The sequence below is a fragment of the Lacrimispora sp. BS-2 genome (assembly GCF_040207125.1).
Classification (GTDB): Bacteria; Bacillota; Clostridia; order Lachnospirales; family Lachnospiraceae; genus Lacrimispora.
The window spans coordinates 291,931-308,486 of record NZ_CP157940.1; the positions used below are offsets into that span (position 1 = coordinate 291,931).

The window sequence follows — 16,556 nt, forward strand, 5'->3', positions numbered from 1 at the left end:
AGGCAGCCAGCCGGGAGGACATGCCTGCATGTTCATTGGGCTGCTGCTGTTATGACGATAAGAAATTTGCAAATCAATATCCTTTTGGCAGAACGGCCTGCTCCCGGTATTCTTTGGGGGAAAGGCCGAATTCCTTTTTAAAGGCCCGGTAAAAGCTGGTGTAATCCGTAAAGCCGTACTGATGGTACAGCTCCCCAAAGGGGATGCCGGAGAGGATTCCGTTTTTACTGGCCTGAAGCCTTTTTTTCAGGATGTACTGGTGAAGAGAAATCCCCATATTATCCTTAAATACATGGGAAATGTGATATTTGCTGGCATAAAAGAAGGAGGCCAGATGGTCCAGGGACAGATTTTCTTCCAAATGGTTGTTAATATAATCACAAATATTTAAATAAAGCACGTTTTCATAGGCAGCAGGCACCTGATGGAGCATGTCGTAAGTGATCCGGTTCAGCAGCAGCATGAAGGAATGGATCTGCAGCTCTGAATTCAGCTTATGGAATGCCTTATTTCCGTGAATTTCTTCAAGCAGATCCAAAAGACGGCCCTGGATATTCTGAAATGTGACAAAATCCCTGCGGAAATGGTAATGTTTATTCTCCGATACATAACGAAAACTGTAAGAAAAATCCTCTGACCAGGAACACATGGTCTCAAAATAATAACGGCTGATCCAGAGAACGATCCGCTGATAGGTTTTTCCGGTGGAATGGAAAATAGGGTGGTGCTTTACTTCGGGAGGAATTAACAGGTAATCCCCGTACTGCAATGGATACTGTTTCCCTTCCACATCATAGGTCACATCTCCGTTTAAGAAAAAATACACCTCATAATAGGAGTGGCTGTGGTCCACAACATGATTCAAGTCCAGATCTTTATAAAAAAACACTTCAAATTCTCCTGAATTCATATATTGCCGCTCATTAAAGCCGGTGGACAATTCTTTTCTCATTTAAAAATCTCCTTTCCCGTTTTTCTCATGTTAAAGGATATTATGAAAACAAAACGATGTTTTTATAAACCCATGGACGGGCTAAAAAACAGTCCCTTTATCTTCCCTTGGATTGCAGCTTCTGATAAGTTGTATTATAAGCCATGACCGCAAGTTTTGCAATGTGAACGGCAAATAAATCCATGGTAATAAGGTAAGGTTTTGTTTATACTGAATCCACAAGGCAGGAAAAGAAACTTATTATAGGATTGCTAAGGAGGTATTTTATGAAATTATCATTCAGATGGTATGGAGACGATGACAAGGTAACCTTACAAAACATCCGCCAGATTCCAGGCATGCATTCCATTGTAACGGCTGTTTACGATGTTCCCGTAGGGGAAGTGTGGAGCAGAGAAAGCATTGCCCACTTAAAAGAAGAAACGGAAAAAGCAGGACTTGCTTTTGAAGTGATTGAGAGCATTCCGGTTCATGAGGATATTAAATTAGGAAAGTCAACCAGAGATATGTATATTGCTAATTATTGTGAGAACATCAGGCGTGTGGCAAAAGCAGGGATCAAGTGCATCTGCTATAACTTTATGCCGGTGTTTGACTGGACCAGGACCCAGCTGGATCATGTGCTGGAGGATGGTTCTACCTCTCTGGTCTATTATCAGGATCAGGTTGATAAGGTCAATCCCCTGGAAAGTGAAAGCGACTTAAGTCTTCCCGGCTGGGATTCCAGTTACACAAGAGATGAGCTTAAGCAGGTGGTAAGCGAGTACAATTCCATGTCAGAGGATGACCTTTGGGATAATTTAAAATATTTTCTGGAGGCGATCATTCCTGTTGCAGCGGAATGTGACGTAAACATGGCGATCCATGAGGATGACCCATGCTGGAGCATCTTTGGGCTTCCAAGAATCATTACCTGTGAGGAGAACCTGGACCGTTTCTTAAAGCTTGTGGATGATAAGCACAATGGAATCACCCTCTGTACCGGTTCATTAGGCTGCTCCAATAAAAATGACGTGGTGAAGATGGCTGCCAAATATGCGGCTATGGGACGTATTCACTTTGTCCATGCAAGAAATGTGGCTATTCTGGAAGATAACCAGGGCTTTGAAGAGCGCGCCCATTTGTCAGCCTGCGGTTCCCTGGACATGTTTGCCATCTTAAAGGCTCTTCATGACAATGGATTTGACGGTTACATGCGTCCGGACCACGGCCGTATGATCTGGGGTGAAACAGGCCGGGCCGGTTACGGGCTTTATGACCGTGCGCTTGGCGCAACCTATTTAAACGGTCTTTGGGAAGCGATTGAAAAAACCAGCAAATAAAAGGCACTCTGAATGGACAATAAATAGGAAAGAGGGAATTCATATGGCATTATCATTTGGAACGGATTTAAGCGGCAAGGTAGCAGTTGTAACAGGAGCAGGCGGAGTATTATGCGGCATGTTTGCAAAGACTCTTGCAGAAGCGGGCGCAAAGGTAGCGGTTCTGGATTTAAACGAAAGCGCTGCAGAGGAAATTGCGGCTTCCATTAATGAAGCAGGCTATAAGGCAAAGGCTTATAAGGCCAATGTTCTGGAACGGGCAAGCCTTGAGGAAGTTCATGCAAAGGTTTTGGCGGAGCTTGGTCCCTGCGACATCCTGGTAAACGGCGCAGGCGGTAATAACCCAAGGGCCAATACGGATAAGGAATATTTTGAGATGGGAGATATTGAGGCGGATACAAAATCCTTCTTTGATCTGGACCAGACTGGTGTTGAATTCGTTTTCAACTTAAACTTTCTTGGAACCCTGCTTCCCTGCCAGATTTTTGCAAAGGACATGATTGGCAGAGAGGGCTGCAGTATTTTGAATATTTCATCCATGAATGCCTTTACTCCCCTTACAAAAATTCCGGCATACAGCGGTGCAAAAGCTGCTATCAGCAACTTTACCCAGTGGCTTGCAGTCCATTTTTCCAAGGTGGGTATCCGGGTAAATGCAATAGCACCTGGCTTTTTCGTTACAGCGCAGAATGAGAAGCTTCTGTTTCATGAAGATGGCACTCCCACACCAAGGACCAACAAGATTCTGTCTGCAACTCCAATGGGACGTTTTGGAGAAGCAGAGGAATTAAACGGCGCCCTGTTATTCCTTTTGAACCATGGGGCAGCAGGCTTCATCACCGGCGTGGTACTGCCTATTGACGGCGGATTTTCTGCTTATTCCGGCGCATAATCAGAACATTAAAAAATATCAGCCATGTCTAAAAAACAAGGTATGGTTTCAGTCAAGCCATACCTTGTTTTACTTTGCAGAGAAATTAAAAAGCCGGGGTTGGGGTGTCTGTACGCCAGCCCTGTTTGCCGTTTAGCGGAAAGCCCTAAACCAAGCGGGTTTCTATTACAAATGCAATAAGGCGTGATAAAATGTACTTATATATAGCTGCTATTTTATATAGTAAAAGGAGCAAAGAATGAATATAAGGGGCTATTTTTTTGTCAATGGATTTTCACCAAAGGAAAAAATAAAAAATACTTAGTTGTAATTTCTTTTTAATGAAAATTCGACAAAATTCTTTTCCATTTTCTGGATGCGTTGACAAATGGTTACAAAATATTGTATAATGAGAAAAACCATAAACAAAGTGTTATGGTTTACATTTACCAAAGACGAGGAGCATAAGGCAATGAAGACATCGGGGGATAAGAAACGAAACCTGAAAGCGTTACTAGCGACGAAGAGAGTGAAGCCGGAAAAAACAGGAAGTAAGAGTACATTCCTGAAATCACTGAAGATGAAAATGCTGGCATTCATTATCGCAATTATTTTGGGATTGGCTGTGACCAACATGGTAATCAGTATTACAGTCAGTTACAAAGGAATCACAGATGTTGTGAAAAATGATTTGGAATCAACGGGTAAGCTTGTGAACAGCCTGGTAGTACAGAACTTAAATCAGATGAAGCTAAGCGTTGAGGCCAGTTCACAGGGCGGTAGCTTAAAATCGATAAATTCCAGAGTTGTGACGGAATATCTTTCCAACCAGTGCAAGCTTTACGGTTACAAAGACCTTGAAGTGATCAGTATGGATGGCACTATAACCCGAAGTGCAAGCGGAGAGAATATCGGAGGGAAATACGAAGTCACAGGATACCTTGAAAAGGCCATGAATGGTGAGACCAGCATTTCCACCACGGAATATAACAATAACAACGAATTGGTGATCCGTGTTGCGACTCCTTATGAGTATGGAGTTCTTTTAGGAACTTATGACGGCTCCGTTTTAAGTGCTCTGATCAGTGACTTAAGGATCGGAGAGACCGGCAATGCCTTTATTATTGATAATACAGGAACTATGATCGCCAATATAACACCAGAGCTGGTTCATGACCGCCAGAATTTTATTGAGCTTGCAAAGTCAGATAAATCTTATGCTTCTGTAGGCCGTATGATCCAGACCATGCTGAGTGGAAAAACGGGAACCGGCAATTACGAATACAAGGGAGACAACCGTTTTTGCTTCTACAGCCCGGTAACAGGCAGCGACGGCTGGGCTTTGGGCGTGGCAGCATCGGTTAAGGAAACCACTGCTTCCATCTATATGGTAGTTTTTGCAATGGGCGTGTTTGCCGTTATATCAATTGTTGTCGGTTGCTTCCTGGCATTCTGGTTCGCAGGATCCATTGCAGGTCCGGTATCAGCTATTGCAGCGAGAATGAAGCTCTTTACGGAAGGAGATTTATCCAGTGAAGTTCCGGTTGTAAAGCGCAAAGATGAGATCGGCCAGCTTGCCGATGAGATCACCAGTTCCGTACATAGCGTTAAATCCTATATCACTGAGATCGCAGCTGTATTAGGAAATATCGCATCCGGAGATTTCAGCCAGTCCGTTGGCATGGAATTCCAGGGAGATTTTAAGGTGATTAAAGACTCCATTGACAGAGCGGAAGACTTGCTTTCAAAGACCATGGAAACCATTAGTATTTCTGCGGATGAAGTGGCAAAGGGCAGTACCCAGGTGTCCCAGGGGGCGCAGAATTTAAGCCAGGGTTCTGTGGAACAGGCAGCCTCTGTGGAAGAGTTATCTTCCTCAGTTAATGAGATATCTAACAGCCTTATGAGCACGGCTAAGGCTGTGGAAGATGTGAATAAGCAGGCAGGACGGGTAGGAGAAGCCATGGAGAGCGGAAATGCCCAGATGCATGAAATGATGCAGTCCATGGATCAGATCAACAGAAAATCCAAGGAAATTGAAAAGGTCAATAAGCTTATCGAAGATATTGCCTTCCAGACAAACATTCTTGCACTTAATGCCGCCGTAGAAGCAGCCAGGGCAGGCGAAGCGGGAAAAGGCTTTGCAGTTGTTGCGGATGAGGTCCGCAATCTTGCAGGCAAGAGTGCCAATGCGGCAAAGGATACCTCAAGCCTGGTCGCAGATACCATTGCAGCTGTTAATACGGGAACCAACATTGCATCATCAACAGGGGAAACATTGAACGGAGTTCTTTCAGAAACCAAGAGCATGGTTTCCGCCATTCGCAGATCAGCAGAGGAACTGAAAGAGCAGAGTGATAAGGTTACCCAGGTAACCTATGGAATTGAGCAGATTTCTTCCGTAGTTCAGAATAACTCTGCTACTGCAGAGGAAAGCGCTGCCGCCAGCGAAGAATTATCCGGCCAGGCAGAAGGCTTACGGGAATTAATGAGTAAATTCCGGCTGCGTTAAGGCTTTGGAGTTTTAAAATATTAAAAATAAGAAGACCCTCTTAAGGGGTCTTCTTATTTTTGGATTCATTTTCTCAGTCCTTATCCACATTTTTTGCATGGGTAATGTAGGGATAAAGATCTTCATATGCTTCCAGTTCAGCTTCAGACTGTGGAGCCGCGGGAATAAGTCCCGTGCAGTCTGTAGCGGAACAGGTCTGAATGTCGATATCATAATTATTTTTAGAGGTTAAGGATTCAGACTTCTTTTTATTGGTCTCTTTTTTTCCTGATTTCATTTCATATTCTCCTTCCGGCAGTCTAATAAGAATTTCTTCTTTTAGTTTGAGGAAAACCAGCATAATTATTCGTTGCCTGTATGATCTCTTTTATTTTTGCGTTATAAGACACACTGAAAACCGTTTTATAGGTAACAAGACAGCGTTGTTCATCAGCAAATGAGTGTAACGGGAGGGAATGAATATGAAGATTGCCTTTTTTATAAATGAAAAACAGATGCCGAGATCAGAAAAGGCCTGTCCCGGTAATTGGAACTGCCTGCCAAAGGTCGATTATTTTCCCATAAAAGATGGGATTTTCCCGACGGTGGAATGTTCCGTGTATGACGTGATTGTAATTTTTCCAAAAGGGAAAACAGGCTTATTTCAGGAAAAATATTCTGTATTCTTTAACGGTCAGTCCTACATACTGGATATCAGGGATATTCTTTATCTGGAATCCTATTACCGGAAAACCAGCGTGGTGGCAGGCAGCGGCAGGATCCGGATCAGGGCAAGGCTTGATGAAGAGGAAGAAAAACTTCCAAAAGACCGGTTTGTCAGAATCAGCAGGCATAACATCATCAACATGCAATATGTGAGGAATGTAAAAGGAGAGGCTGTTGAGATGCAGAACGGGGAGGTTCTGTATGTCAATGGCGGGAGAAGAAAAAAGTTTGAAAAAATATACAGGGACTTTTTAAAAAATAATTGTATTCTATTGTAGAAGCATTTTGAAAAAGTGTAATAATTCCATTAAAAAGCGCAAACCGCCTTGCGCTGGGTAAAAGACCATGATAATGTTATTCCTATCGAAAGAGATAAGGATTTCATTTCAAAAGTCGGAAGATCACATCTAAATCCATTCTACATATTCTGTAAAATCAGGACAGGCAGCGAGAATCGGCCGATTTCGCTGCCTGTTTTTTTATCGTCAAAGAATCTCTATGGAAAGGCCATAGTTTTTTATATTCCCTGGACTTAAGGTCTGCACATGGTTCTTATGGATGAATTCATCATCTTCCGTAGCATAGATGGCAGAACCATTCCATGGCTCCACACAGATAAAGGGTGCTTTTGCAGGATAAGGGGTCCAGAAGGCTACGGTTTCAAAGCCTGGGAAGGAAACTTCCACACCCCGGCCGGTTTTTCTGTTTACAATGGAAACTTTTCTGGACTCTAAATCGTCAAAATAAATAGCATCATCTTTAAATAATTCACGGTTCAGGGAAAGGGTATTGGTTCCTTTCAGCTGATCGATCCTGTTTTCGGGGTTGAATTCCAGATGTTCGGAATCATATATCATACTGGATATGGTTTCCTTCTTTTCAAACACCAGATCATAATCTTCAAATACAGCGCTATCATCCATTGGGCAGTTAAAGCCAGGATGAGCGCCCAGACAGTAGTATATGGTCCGGTCATCGGTGTTTGCAACCTGGTATTCCATTAATAAGGTTCCGTCTTTGAGGGTATAGGCGAGACTTAAACGGAAGGAATAGGGATAAATCTTTTTTGTTTCTTTAGAATCCCTGATTTCAAAGGTCACGGATGTGTTTGTCTGCTCAGCGGCGGTAAAATCCATTTCCCGGCAAAAGCCGTGCTTGGGGATTTCCCATGTCTGCCCTTCCAGGCGGGTCCGGCCATTTCTGCAGTTTCCTACAATGGGGAAAAGAAGAGGAGAGCATTTGCCCCAGAACCGGGGATCTCTCTGCCATATGTATTCCGTGCCGGCAGAATCTTTAAATGAGATGAGCTGGGCACCGATGGAATCGATGACAGCTGTTGCTTTGGAATCGTGAAGTGTAACCAGCATTTTAAAATTACCTCGTTTCTTTGTTCAGTTGTTTTACCTTTTGAATGGCCGTTCTCAGCCTTATCTTAAGATAAGTATACTAAATAAGAAAAGAAAATTCTATGGGTTTTGTAAAAATTAACAATTCCAGCTATTGCCGGCTTTTTCCTTAGTTTCATTAATTTGTAAGAACTGGTAAGGGATTTGTCAGAACATGTCCGAAAACTTTAGGGAAATATAAGGAATTATTCCTGTTTTTAGTGGAACTCTATGATACAATTTAATCAGAATTATGACATATCATATAATAAAAATCCCTTCCATGGATACCTGTATGCCAAACGGCCGTGGGAGGATAAGAGGAAATATCCTGGGGGTATCCCTATATACCCAAAAAGCGTGGGCAAAAAAAGGAAAGGAGGCAGTGTATCTATGAAAATTGGAACGTTTATAAGAAGAACTTTATTTTTACTGATGACGGTATGTCTATTGGCCGGATTCAATGTGACATATAAGGGGTATGAGATGTACCGGAAAGCCCTTTTAGAAACCGGGCTCCAGGACCGGGTGGAGGCTGTCCGGGATAAGGAAGGATATACGGAATATGAAAACCTGCCCCAGATTTATGTGAATGCAGTCATATCCGTTGAGGATCACCGTTTTTACCACCATAACGGAATCGATCTGATCGCCATTGCCCGGGCCGCAGCTAATGATATCAGAGCCGGACGGTTTGTGGAAGGCGGCAGCACCATAACCCAGCAGCTTGCTAAGAACTTATATTTTGACCAGGACAAAGAGATTGCCAGAAAAGCGGCTGAAGTGTTCATGGCCTTTGACATTGAGAAGAATTATACCAAGGATGAAATATTTGAATTGTATGTAAACTGTATTTATTTTGGGGATGGATATTACAGCGTGGGCGATGCCAGCGAGGGCTATTTTAAAAAGGAGCCTGAGGAAATGACTGAGTATGAGAGCACTCTCTTAGCCGGTGTTCCTAACGCCCCTTCCAGATACGCTCCGTCCAAGAATCCTGTTCTGGCGGAGAAAAGGCAGATGAAGGTCCTCCAAAGAATGGAGAAGTGCGGATATTTTTCAGCGGAAGAGGCGGAGACCGTGGCGGAGCAGATGGTGGCCATTCGTTGATTTTTGCTTGATGAATGAAAGGATAGAGGGTATAATGGAGATGTTACATGTATCCTTTTTACTTACAAAAGAATGGAGGAATCGATGTCCATCAGACAGTTCACAGGCAGACGTTTAAACCAATATGCAGATAATTACGTAGTATTTGATCTAGAAACAACAGGAATCAGCGCCGAAGAAGATTCCATTATTGAGATTTCCGCCATCAAGGTGAGGGGCCATGAGCCTGTCGCCGAGTTTAATACACTGGTTAATCCCGGGACCCATATTCCGGCTGGAGCTACGAATGTAAATGGAATTACAGATGACATGGTAAGGGAAGCCCCTGGACTAAAGGAGGTTCTGCCGGATTTCCTCACCTTTATTGAAGGGGAGATTCTGGTAGGGCATAACATTCAGTCCTTTGACCTGCTTTTCCTTTACAGGGCAGCAGAGGAGCTTCTGGGAAGAGAGGTGGCAAATGATTACGTTGACACTCTTTTTATGGCGAGAGCCTGTTTGCCCCAGCTAAGCCGTTACCGCTTAACGGATATTTCAGCGTATTTTCATATTGATACAGTGGGAGCTCACCGGGCACTTGCTGATTGTATCATGAATCAAAGGTGCTACGAGCATATGGGAAAGCTGGATTATAAAGAGGAGGCTGAGATCTGCCCCCAATGCGGCGGAGTGCTTAAGCGCCGCAGCGGAAAATTCGGGGAATTTTATGGCTGTTCTAATTTTCCCCAGTGTCGTTTTACAAGGAATGTTTAAGAAACCGGCTATGAGTGTTATTTCTGCAGGCAATGAGCCGGGCTCAGGAATGCAGGAATACTCAGGAAGCATAGACTGGTTACATAATGGAAGAAAGGGGAAAGGGTATGGAAGATAAAAATTTATATAATAAGATTATGCTGATCGCATTTTGTCTGATTGTGATTTTGCTTTGTGCCGGTATGTACAGCTGGTTCCATGGCGGGAGTACTGCGCCGGAGGTGGGAGTGCCCCAGGAAAAGGTCCAGGTCCTTCAATGGGAAGCCAGAGAGCCTGCTGTTTTTGAGGAAGATGGGATATGGAATTTTTGATTGAGAGGACAGTCCATGGGGATTATCAGCTGGTGGCTGACGTGATTCAAAGGGTTTGGCAGCAAATTCAGGAGAAGGACTGGTTTGTTGCAGATGATTCGGAATACATATTCCATACGCTTAAGGAGGGAAACGGGATCGGTTATAAGGCTTTTGAAAAGGATACCGGGGCTTTGGCAGGTGTATTTATTGCTGCGCTGCCGGGAAAGGGAGAAGAAAACCTTGGCCTGGACATCGGCCTTCCCGAAGAAGAGCTGGCAAAAGTCGCCCATATGGAGACGGTCGCCATTCTCCCCGGATACCGGGGAAACGGCCTTCAGTATTCCATGATGAAATCCGCAGAAGAAGAACTTTGGAAACAGGGTTACCGGTATCTGATGTGCACGGTTCATCCGGAGAACAGATACAGCAAAGACAATATGATCAAACAGGGTTATAAGGTCGTCATGACCAAAGAAAAGTACGGCGGATATTTAAGAGATATCTTATTAAAGAAACTTTCTTTAAATGCTGGGATTTGAAAATATTTGCATAAAAGCCGTTGACGTACAGGAAATTTTTTTGTATACTTTTTCTTAACGGCTGACAGAAGTCACCACTGATAGGAAGATTGAAAATCGAATCATAAATGATAACAGATACCAGGAAGGTATGGGTATTCCCAAGGAATACGTATGACTGTTTCTGGTATCTGTTTTTTTGCGGTAATACCGGATACGGAACAATTTCTTATGGAGGAGGAGAACAATGATAAAGCAAAGATGGGGTCTTGCCGCTGCTTTGGTACTGTCTGCCATGGTTATGAGCGGCTGCGGAAAGACCGCCGGGACTCAGGATGGGAAACAGGCCCAGGCAGTGACAAAATCGGTGGAAGCAGATAATGCAGGGAAAAAGGACGGGGTCGTAGTGGTGATGAACGTCAGTTCAGAGCCTGAGGCAGGATTTGATCCGGCTTATGGCTGGGGAGCCGGGGAGCACGTCCATGAACCTTTGATTCAAAGCACCCTTACTGTCACGGATAAGGATTTAAAGATCGGCTATGATCTGGCAACGGACTTAGCAGTCAGCAGCGACGGACTGAGCTGGACCGTTAAGATCCGGGATGATGTTTTCTTTACAGATGGGGGGAAACTGACCGGACAGGATGTGGCATTTACTTATAATACATTGAGAGACACCAGTTCGGTGAATGATTTCACCATGCTGGACAGGGCGGAGGCAATCGATGACACCACCGTGATATTCCATATGAAGCATCCCTATTCCATCTGGCCTTATACCATGGCTGTGACAGGGATCGTGCCGGAGCATGCATATGGGCCGGATTATGGGGAACACCCCATCGGATCCGGCAGGTACATATTAAAACAATGGGACAGAGGGCAGCAGGTGATCCTGGAAGCCAATCCGGACTATTATGGAGAAGCGCCAAAGATGAAAAAGGTCACGGTCCTCTTCATGGAAGAGGATGGGGCTTTGGCAGCGGTTCAGTCCGGTCAGGCGGATATTGGGTATACGGCTGCCTCCTATACGGACCTTACGGTACCTGGCTATGGACTTTTGGACTGTAAGACCGTGGATAACCGGGGCTTTAACCTTCCGGCCATTCCTTCCGGAAGCGTATCGGAAGAGGGAGTTCCTCTTGGAAATGATTTTACCAGTGATGTAAGGGTCAGAAGGGCGATCAACATCGGAATTGACCGGGATGAAATGATAAATAATGTGCTCAACGGCTACGGCAGTCCCGCTTACAGCGTTTGTGATAAAATGCCATGGCATGAGCCTTCTGCAAAGATAGAGTATGATCCGGAAGGGGCAGGGGCATTGCTTGATGAGGCAGGCTGGATCATGGGCAGCGACGGAATCCGGGTGAAAGAGGGAAAACGGGCGGAGCTTCATTTCCTCTATACGGCAGGAGATTCCGTAAGGCAGGCCCTTGCGGCGGATACCATCAATCAGTTAAAAAAGCTGGGAATTGACGGACAGATGGAAGGAGCAGGCTGGGATACTGCCTATGACAAAGCCCAGACACAGCCTTTGATCTGGGGCTGGGGCGCCCACACTCCTATGGAGCTTTATAATATTTACCATACCATGGAGGAAACAGGGCTGGCTTCCTATTCTCCTTATGCCAGCCAAAAGGTAGACCAGTACATGGATGAAGCTCTTGCGGAAAGTGATCTGGAAAAATCTTATGAGTTATGGAAAAAGGCCCAGTGGGATGGGGAAACAGGCATTACCCAGAGCGGAGATATTCCCTGGATCTGGCTTGTGAATATCGATCATTTATATTGGGTAAGAGATGGATTAAAGGTTGCAGATCAGAAGCTTCATCCCCACGGGCACGGCTGGACCATTGTTAATAACGTGGATCAGTGGAGTTGGGAACCATGAAAAGCAGCCTGTCTGGAAGGAAAAACCTTTGGTTTTTACTGAAACAGCTTGGCCGGATGGCAATCCTTCTTTTTCTGGTAAGTTTGGCGGCTTTTTTTCTGGTAACAGTTTCTCCCATTGATCCTTTAAAGGTCAATGTGGGTCAGGCTGCTCTTGGCTCCATGAGCCAGGAGCAGATCGCAAAGCTTTCGGAATACTGGGGAACTGACTTACCGCCGATAGAACGCTTCCTTTCCTGGGCCGGCGATTTTCTGAAAGGGGATATGGGAACCTCTCTGTTATACCGCCAGCCCGTATCCCATGTGATCGGAGTGAAGCTGTCAAACTCTCTTTGGCTGATGGCAGTTTCCTGGCTGGTTTCCGGGGCGGCTGGTTTTGCCCTGGGAACCCTGGCAGGCGCAAACAGGGGAAAAGCAGTGGATAAGGTGATCTCCGCTTATGCTCTCATGACTGCAAGCACGCCTGCTTTTTGGCTGGGCCTGGTGCTTTTGATGGTGTTTGCTGTCTGGCTTAAGCTGCTTCCTATCGGCTTAAGCGTTCCCATAGGCATGGAAGCGGCAGAGGTTACGTTAAGGGATCGGGTGGTGCATGGGATTTTGCCCTGCCTGACCCTTTCCATTTCCGGAATGTCCGGCATTCTTCTTCATACAAGAGGGAAAATGATTCAGGTTATGGAGAGCGATTATGTCCTTTTTGCAAGGGCAAGAGGTGAGTCCAAAAGCCAGATCGTATTCCGGCATGGAATCCGGAACGTTCTTCTGCCTGCCCTGACCCTTCAGTTTGCTTCGGTCAGCGAAATTTTTGGAGGTTCGGTCCTGGTGGAACAGGTATTTTCCTATCCGGGACTGGGACAGGCGGCTGTGACAGCCGGACTTGGCGGTGATGTCCCCCTGCTTCTGGGAATCACGGTCATCAGTGCTGCCATTGTATTTACAGGGAATTTTACGGCAAACCTGCTTTACGGCGCGGTGGACCCAAGAATGAGGAAAGGGAGGAAAAGCGCATGAAACAATGGAATGGCCGGAAGTCCATGATCTGCCTCCTGGTGCTTTTTACCGTTCTTTTGGCGGCTGTGGCCATTGCCGGGCAGTTTTACAGGACAGAGGCCCTGGTCACTGATTTTTCTAGAAAGAATCTGCCGCCCTGCTTTTCCCATCCCTTTGGTACGGACTGGATGGGCCGGGATATGTTTGCGCGGACCATGACAGGCCTTTCCATGAGCATCCGGATTGGTCTTCTCACAGCAGCGGTCAGCACAGTGATCGCTTTTTTTCTGGGGCTTTTTGCAGCTTCCATGGGAAAGGCGGCGGATGGGCTTGTAATCGGGCTCATTGATCTTGTGATGGGGATTCCCCATATTCTTTTGCTGGTTTTGATCTCCTTTGCCATGGGAAAGGGCTTTAAGGGCGTTGTGGTGGGAATCTCCCTGACCCACTGGACCTCCCTTGCAAGGCTGATCAGAGGGGAAGTTCTTCAGCTTAAGGAGAGCCAATACATAAAAATTGCCCGTAAGCTTGGCCACGGCGGATTTAAAACAGCCCTTAAGCATATGACGCCTCATTTGATCCCACAGCTTTTGGTGGGGCTTGTGCTGTTATTTCCACACGCGATCCTTCATGAGGCCAGCATTACGTTTCTTGGCTTTGGGCTTTCTCCTGAGCAGCCTGCTATCGGCGTGATCCTGTCAGAAAGCATGAAATACCTGGCAATGGGAAAATGGTGGCTGGCCCTGTTTCCGGGGGTGTTTCTGGTTGCTGTTGTTCTGCTGTTTCATTTAACAGGAGAAATGGTGAGCAGGCTCATGGATCCGGGCTTTGTGCATCAATAGGAGGGAATGGATTGGAAGAGAAGAAAACGGTTCTGTCGGTAAAAAACCTGTCAGTTTCATTTACCCAATATGAACGGTGGATCCAAAGGACAACTCTTTTGGCTGTCAAGGACGTGAGCCTGACTGTAAAAGAAGGGGAGCTGGTGGCTGTAGTGGGTTCCAGCGGCTCGGGAAAGAGCCTTCTGGCTCATGGAGTGCTGGGAATCCTGCCTTATAATGCTTCCTGGTCAGGGGAGATATCGTATTATGGGGAAAAGCTTACGGAAAAACGGATGGAGAAGCTTCGGGGAAAGGAGATCGTTCTGGTTCCCCAAAGCGTTTCCTATCTGGATCCTTTAATGAAAGCAGGTCCTCAGATCAGAAAAGGAAAACGGGATCAGGACAGCAGGAACGAAAGCATTAAGACCCTTAGGAGATATGGACTTGATGAGACTGTGGAAAAGCTCTATCCCTTTGAACTGTCGGGGGGAATGACCAGAAGAATCTTAATTTCCACTGCGGTCATGGAAAGGCCTAAGCTGGTCATAGCAGATGAGCCTACCCCAGGTCTTCATCTGGAGGCGGCAAAAAGGGTATTGTCCCATTTCCGGGAAATAGCTGATGAGGGAGCAGGTGTGCTTCTCATCGCTCATGATCTGGAGTTGGCACTTAAAGTTGCGGACCGAATTGTGGTATTCTATGCAGGAACCAGCGTTGAGGAGGCTTCTGCCGCTGATTTTAAGGAGGAAAGATCTCTTCGCCATCCATATTCAAAGGCTCTTTACAGGGCTATGCCTGAGCATGGATTTTGGGCGGTGCCGGGAACCCAGCCTTATTTAAAGGACCGCCCTTCAGGCTGCCCCTATGCCCCCAGATGTGAGCTTCGGGAGGAAAGGTGTTTAAGGGAAGTGGAATACGTTGGCCTGGCTGGTGGAATGGTCCGGTGCGTAAAGGCAGAGGAGGAATAAGGTGAGGTTGGAAGCGAAAAACATATCATTTCGGTATGATAATGGGAATAAGCAGATATTAAACAATCTGTCTATGTACATGGACAGCGGAGAACGGCTGGGGCTGGTTGCGCCCAGTGGTTTTGGAAAAACCACCTGCTGTAAAATTCTTGCCGGATATGAAAAGCCGGACAAGGGAGAGATACTTCTTAATGGAAAGCCCCTTTCTTCCTACAAGGGCTATTGTCCGGTTCAAATGATCTGGCAGCACCCGGAAAGCTCCGTAAATCCAAGGCTTAAGCTTAAGGAGGTTTTAAAGGAGGGGGACGGGGTGGAAGACCGGGTGATAAAAGGGCTGGGTATTGAACCGGAATGGTTAAACCGGTACCCTTCCGAGGTTTCGGGAGGTGAGCTTCAGCGCTTTTGCATAGCCCGGGCACTGGGCGGAGGAACCAGGTTTCTCCTTGCGGATGAGATCAGCGCCATGCTGGATTTAATTACCCAGAGCCAGATCTGGAATTTTCTCATGTCAGAAGTGGAGAGACGGGGAATCGGCCTTTTGGTAGTCAGTCATTCCCAGGGCCTTTTAGAACGTGTATGCACAAGAAAACTTGATTTGGGCGGGCAATGAACCAGGAGTTGGCTTGCCGTCATTTGACCAATGCAGCGCAGGCTGAGAAAAAACCGAAATGTATGTTTTTCTAAGCCGAAACGGAACACCGTAAGAGGAGGGAGTCGGGATAATGGATGTTAGAGATATGCTTAACCTGGTAAAATCAGGTGAAATGGAAATCCTGGAAGCAGAACGGCTGTTAAAGGATCTTCCTTATGAGGATCTGGGCTATGCAAAGCTGGATCACCACAGGGCGCTTCGTTCCGGCTTTGGTGAAACAGTTTTTTGTCAGGGAAAGCCGGATCAATACCTGGTGGAGATTTACAGGAAATTTTATGAAAGAGACGGTGAGGTACTGGGGACCAGGGCCTGCAAAGAGCAATTTGAGCTGGTAAAATCCGCTGTGCCGGATGTCCTGTATGATCCTATATCCAGGATCTTAAAGGTGGAGCGGCCGGGTAAAGAAAGAAAGGGGTGTGTGGCGGTCTGTACAGGCGGTACGGCAGACATCCCGGTAGCGGAGGAAGCGGCACAGACTGCGGAATATTTCGGCTGCAATGTGGACCGGATATTCGATGTGGGGGTAGCCGGAATCCACCGCCTTCTGTCCCAGAGAGACAGAATCAGGAATGCCAGATGTATTATTGCGGTGGCAGGGATGGAAGGAGCCTTGGGAACGGTCATCGCCGGGCTGGCAGACTGCCCGGTCATTGCGGTTCCCACCTCGGTAGGCTATGGAGCCAGCTTTCATGGGTTGTCTGCTCTTCTTACAATGCTTAATTCCTGCGCAAATGGAATTTCTGTTGTAAATATTGATAATGGATACGGGGCCGGGTATATTGCAACACAAATCAATCGACTGGCGGTGAGATAA

At 46.0% G+C, this 16,556-nt stretch carries 17 protein-coding genes; 14 read left to right on the forward strand and 3 right to left on the reverse strand.

Going from position 1 to position 16,556, the window contains the following annotated elements; genetic code table 11:
* Window positions 1-73 precede the first annotated feature (73 nt).
* On the reverse strand, window positions 74-952 hold the full coding sequence (locus ABFV83_RS01440) for an AraC family transcriptional regulator (protein WP_349947168.1): 879 nt from the start codon (window positions 950-952) through the stop codon (window positions 74-76).
* Between the two features lie 266 nt (window positions 953-1,218).
* Between ABFV83_RS01440 and uxuA the strand changes: the two genes are divergently transcribed.
* The 3 genes from uxuA (at window position 1,219) to ABFV83_RS01455 (ending at window position 5,657) form a co-directional block, all read left to right on the forward strand.
* Window positions 1,219-2,274, forward strand: coding sequence for a mannonate dehydratase (uxuA, locus tag ABFV83_RS01445; RefSeq protein ID WP_349947169.1), 1,056 nt, complete (start codon window positions 1,219-1,221; stop codon window positions 2,272-2,274).
* Window positions 2,275-2,317: 43 nt separating this feature from the next.
* Complete coding sequence (locus ABFV83_RS01450) at window positions 2,318-3,166, forward strand: SDR family oxidoreductase (protein WP_349947170.1); 849 nt, start codon at window positions 2,318-2,320, stop codon at window positions 3,164-3,166.
* 451 nt (window positions 3,167-3,617) lie between these two features.
* Entirely contained in the window at window positions 3,618-5,657 is a 2,040-nt protein-coding gene (locus ABFV83_RS01455; RefSeq protein ID WP_349947171.1) for a methyl-accepting chemotaxis protein, read from the forward strand.
* A gap of 73 nt (window positions 5,658-5,730) precedes the next feature.
* Here ABFV83_RS01455 and ABFV83_RS01460 read toward each other — a convergent pair whose 3' ends face one another.
* A complete protein-coding gene (locus ABFV83_RS01460) occupies window positions 5,731-5,934 on the reverse strand; it encodes a hypothetical protein (protein WP_349947172.1) in 204 nt (67 codons plus the stop codon).
* Window positions 5,935-6,118: 184 nt separating this feature from the next.
* Here ABFV83_RS01460 and ABFV83_RS01465 point away from each other — a divergent pair, with 184 nt between their 5' ends.
* Complete coding sequence (locus ABFV83_RS01465; protein ID WP_349947173.1) at window positions 6,119-6,640, forward strand: LytTR family DNA-binding domain-containing protein; 522 nt, start codon at window positions 6,119-6,121, stop codon at window positions 6,638-6,640.
* 207 nt (window positions 6,641-6,847) lie between these two features.
* Here ABFV83_RS01465 and ABFV83_RS01470 read toward each other — a convergent pair whose 3' ends face one another.
* Window positions 6,848-7,729 carry an aldose 1-epimerase family protein gene (locus ABFV83_RS01470; protein ID WP_349947174.1) on the reverse strand — a complete coding sequence of 294 codons (882 nt, stop codon included), beginning with the start codon at window positions 7,727-7,729 and terminating at the stop codon, window positions 6,848-6,850.
* A 411-nt stretch (window positions 7,730-8,140) separates the two neighbouring features.
* On the opposite strand from ABFV83_RS01470, the gene ABFV83_RS01475 reads away from it, so the two are divergent.
* The 10 genes from ABFV83_RS01475 to larB all read left to right on the forward strand — a co-directional run bounded on the left by ABFV83_RS01475 (window position 8,141) and on the right by larB (window position 16,556).
* Window positions 8,141-8,857: a transglycosylase domain-containing protein gene (locus ABFV83_RS01475; protein ID WP_349947175.1), complete on the forward strand. Its 717-nt coding sequence runs from the start codon at window positions 8,141-8,143 to the stop codon at window positions 8,855-8,857.
* A gap of 84 nt (window positions 8,858-8,941) precedes the next feature.
* A complete protein-coding gene (locus ABFV83_RS01480) occupies window positions 8,942-9,610 on the forward strand; it encodes an exonuclease domain-containing protein (protein ID WP_349947176.1) in 669 nt (222 codons plus the stop codon).
* Window positions 9,611-9,717: 107 nt separating this feature from the next.
* Window positions 9,718-9,921 (forward strand): hypothetical protein, encoded by a 204-nt coding sequence (locus ABFV83_RS01485; RefSeq protein ID WP_349947177.1) that lies wholly within the window; start codon window positions 9,718-9,720, stop codon window positions 9,919-9,921.
* Window positions 9,909-10,442, forward strand: a complete 534-nt coding sequence (locus tag ABFV83_RS01490) for a GNAT family N-acetyltransferase (protein ID WP_349947178.1) — start codon at window positions 9,909-9,911, stop codon at window positions 10,440-10,442. The genes ABFV83_RS01485 and ABFV83_RS01490 overlap by 13 nt, the downstream gene beginning before the upstream one ends.
* A gap of 226 nt (window positions 10,443-10,668) precedes the next feature.
* Window positions 10,669-12,315, forward strand: coding sequence for an ABC transporter substrate-binding protein (locus ABFV83_RS01495; protein WP_349947179.1), 1,647 nt, complete (start codon window positions 10,669-10,671; stop codon window positions 12,313-12,315).
* Window positions 12,312-13,322 carry an ABC transporter permease gene (locus tag ABFV83_RS01500; RefSeq protein WP_349947180.1) on the forward strand — a complete coding sequence of 337 codons (1,011 nt, stop codon included), beginning with the start codon at window positions 12,312-12,314 and terminating at the stop codon, window positions 13,320-13,322. Before ABFV83_RS01495 ends, ABFV83_RS01500 begins: the two co-directional genes overlap by 4 nt.
* Window positions 13,319-14,143, forward strand: a complete 825-nt coding sequence (locus ABFV83_RS01505; RefSeq protein ID WP_349947181.1) for an ABC transporter permease — start codon at window positions 13,319-13,321, stop codon at window positions 14,141-14,143. Before ABFV83_RS01500 ends, ABFV83_RS01505 begins: the two co-directional genes overlap by 4 nt.
* 11 nt (window positions 14,144-14,154) lie before the next feature.
* Window positions 14,155-15,090 carry an ABC transporter ATP-binding protein gene (locus ABFV83_RS01510; protein WP_349947182.1) on the forward strand — a complete coding sequence of 312 codons (936 nt, stop codon included), beginning with the start codon at window positions 14,155-14,157 and terminating at the stop codon, window positions 15,088-15,090.
* A 1-nt stretch (window position 15,091) separates the two neighbouring features.
* Window positions 15,092-15,700, forward strand: coding sequence for an ATP-binding cassette domain-containing protein (locus tag ABFV83_RS01515; protein ID WP_349947183.1), 609 nt, complete (start codon window positions 15,092-15,094; stop codon window positions 15,698-15,700).
* Window positions 15,701-15,812: 112 nt separating this feature from the next.
* Entirely contained in the window at window positions 15,813-16,556 is a 744-nt protein-coding gene (gene larB / locus ABFV83_RS01520; protein ID WP_349947184.1) for a nickel pincer cofactor biosynthesis protein LarB, read from the forward strand.

What these genes read in the sequence shown, in the direction of transcription:
- larB (WP_349947184.1), top strand. Translation starts at nt 15,813, where the DNA reads ATGGATGTTAGAGATATGCTTAACCTGGTAAAATCAGGTGAAATGGAA.
- ABFV83_RS01505 (WP_349947181.1), top strand. Translation starts at nt 13,319, where the DNA reads ATGAAACAATGGAATGGCCGGAAGTCCATGATCTGCCTCCTGGTGCTT.
- uxuA (WP_349947169.1), top strand. Translation starts at nt 1,219, where the DNA reads ATGAAATTATCATTCAGATGGTATGGAGACGATGACAAGGTAACCTTA.
- ABFV83_RS01450 (WP_349947170.1), top strand. Translation starts at nt 2,318, where the DNA reads ATGGCATTATCATTTGGAACGGATTTAAGCGGCAAGGTAGCAGTTGTA.
- ABFV83_RS01475 (WP_349947175.1), top strand. Translation starts at nt 8,141, where the DNA reads ATGAAAATTGGAACGTTTATAAGAAGAACTTTATTTTTACTGATGACG.
- ABFV83_RS01440 (WP_349947168.1), bottom strand. Translation starts at nt 952, where the DNA reads ATGAGAAAAGAATTGTCCACCGGCTTTAATGAGCGGCAATATATGAAT.
- ABFV83_RS01460 (WP_349947172.1), bottom strand. Translation starts at nt 5,934, where the DNA reads ATGAAATCAGGAAAAAAAGAGACCAATAAAAAGAAGTCTGAATCCTTA.
- ABFV83_RS01465 (WP_349947173.1), top strand. Translation starts at nt 6,119, where the DNA reads ATGAAGATTGCCTTTTTTATAAATGAAAAACAGATGCCGAGATCAGAA.
- ABFV83_RS01495 (WP_349947179.1), top strand. Translation starts at nt 10,669, where the DNA reads ATGATAAAGCAAAGATGGGGTCTTGCCGCTGCTTTGGTACTGTCTGCC.
- ABFV83_RS01485 (WP_349947177.1), top strand. Translation starts at nt 9,718, where the DNA reads ATGGAAGATAAAAATTTATATAATAAGATTATGCTGATCGCATTTTGT.
- ABFV83_RS01470 (WP_349947174.1), bottom strand. Translation starts at nt 7,729, where the DNA reads ATGCTGGTTACACTTCACGATTCCAAAGCAACAGCTGTCATCGATTCC.
- ABFV83_RS01480 (WP_349947176.1), top strand. Translation starts at nt 8,942, where the DNA reads ATGTCCATCAGACAGTTCACAGGCAGACGTTTAAACCAATATGCAGAT.
- ABFV83_RS01500 (WP_349947180.1), top strand. Translation starts at nt 12,312, where the DNA reads ATGAAAAGCAGCCTGTCTGGAAGGAAAAACCTTTGGTTTTTACTGAAA.
- ABFV83_RS01490 (WP_349947178.1), top strand. Translation starts at nt 9,909, where the DNA reads ATGGAATTTTTGATTGAGAGGACAGTCCATGGGGATTATCAGCTGGTG.
- ABFV83_RS01455 (WP_349947171.1), top strand. Translation starts at nt 3,618, where the DNA reads ATGAAGACATCGGGGGATAAGAAACGAAACCTGAAAGCGTTACTAGCG.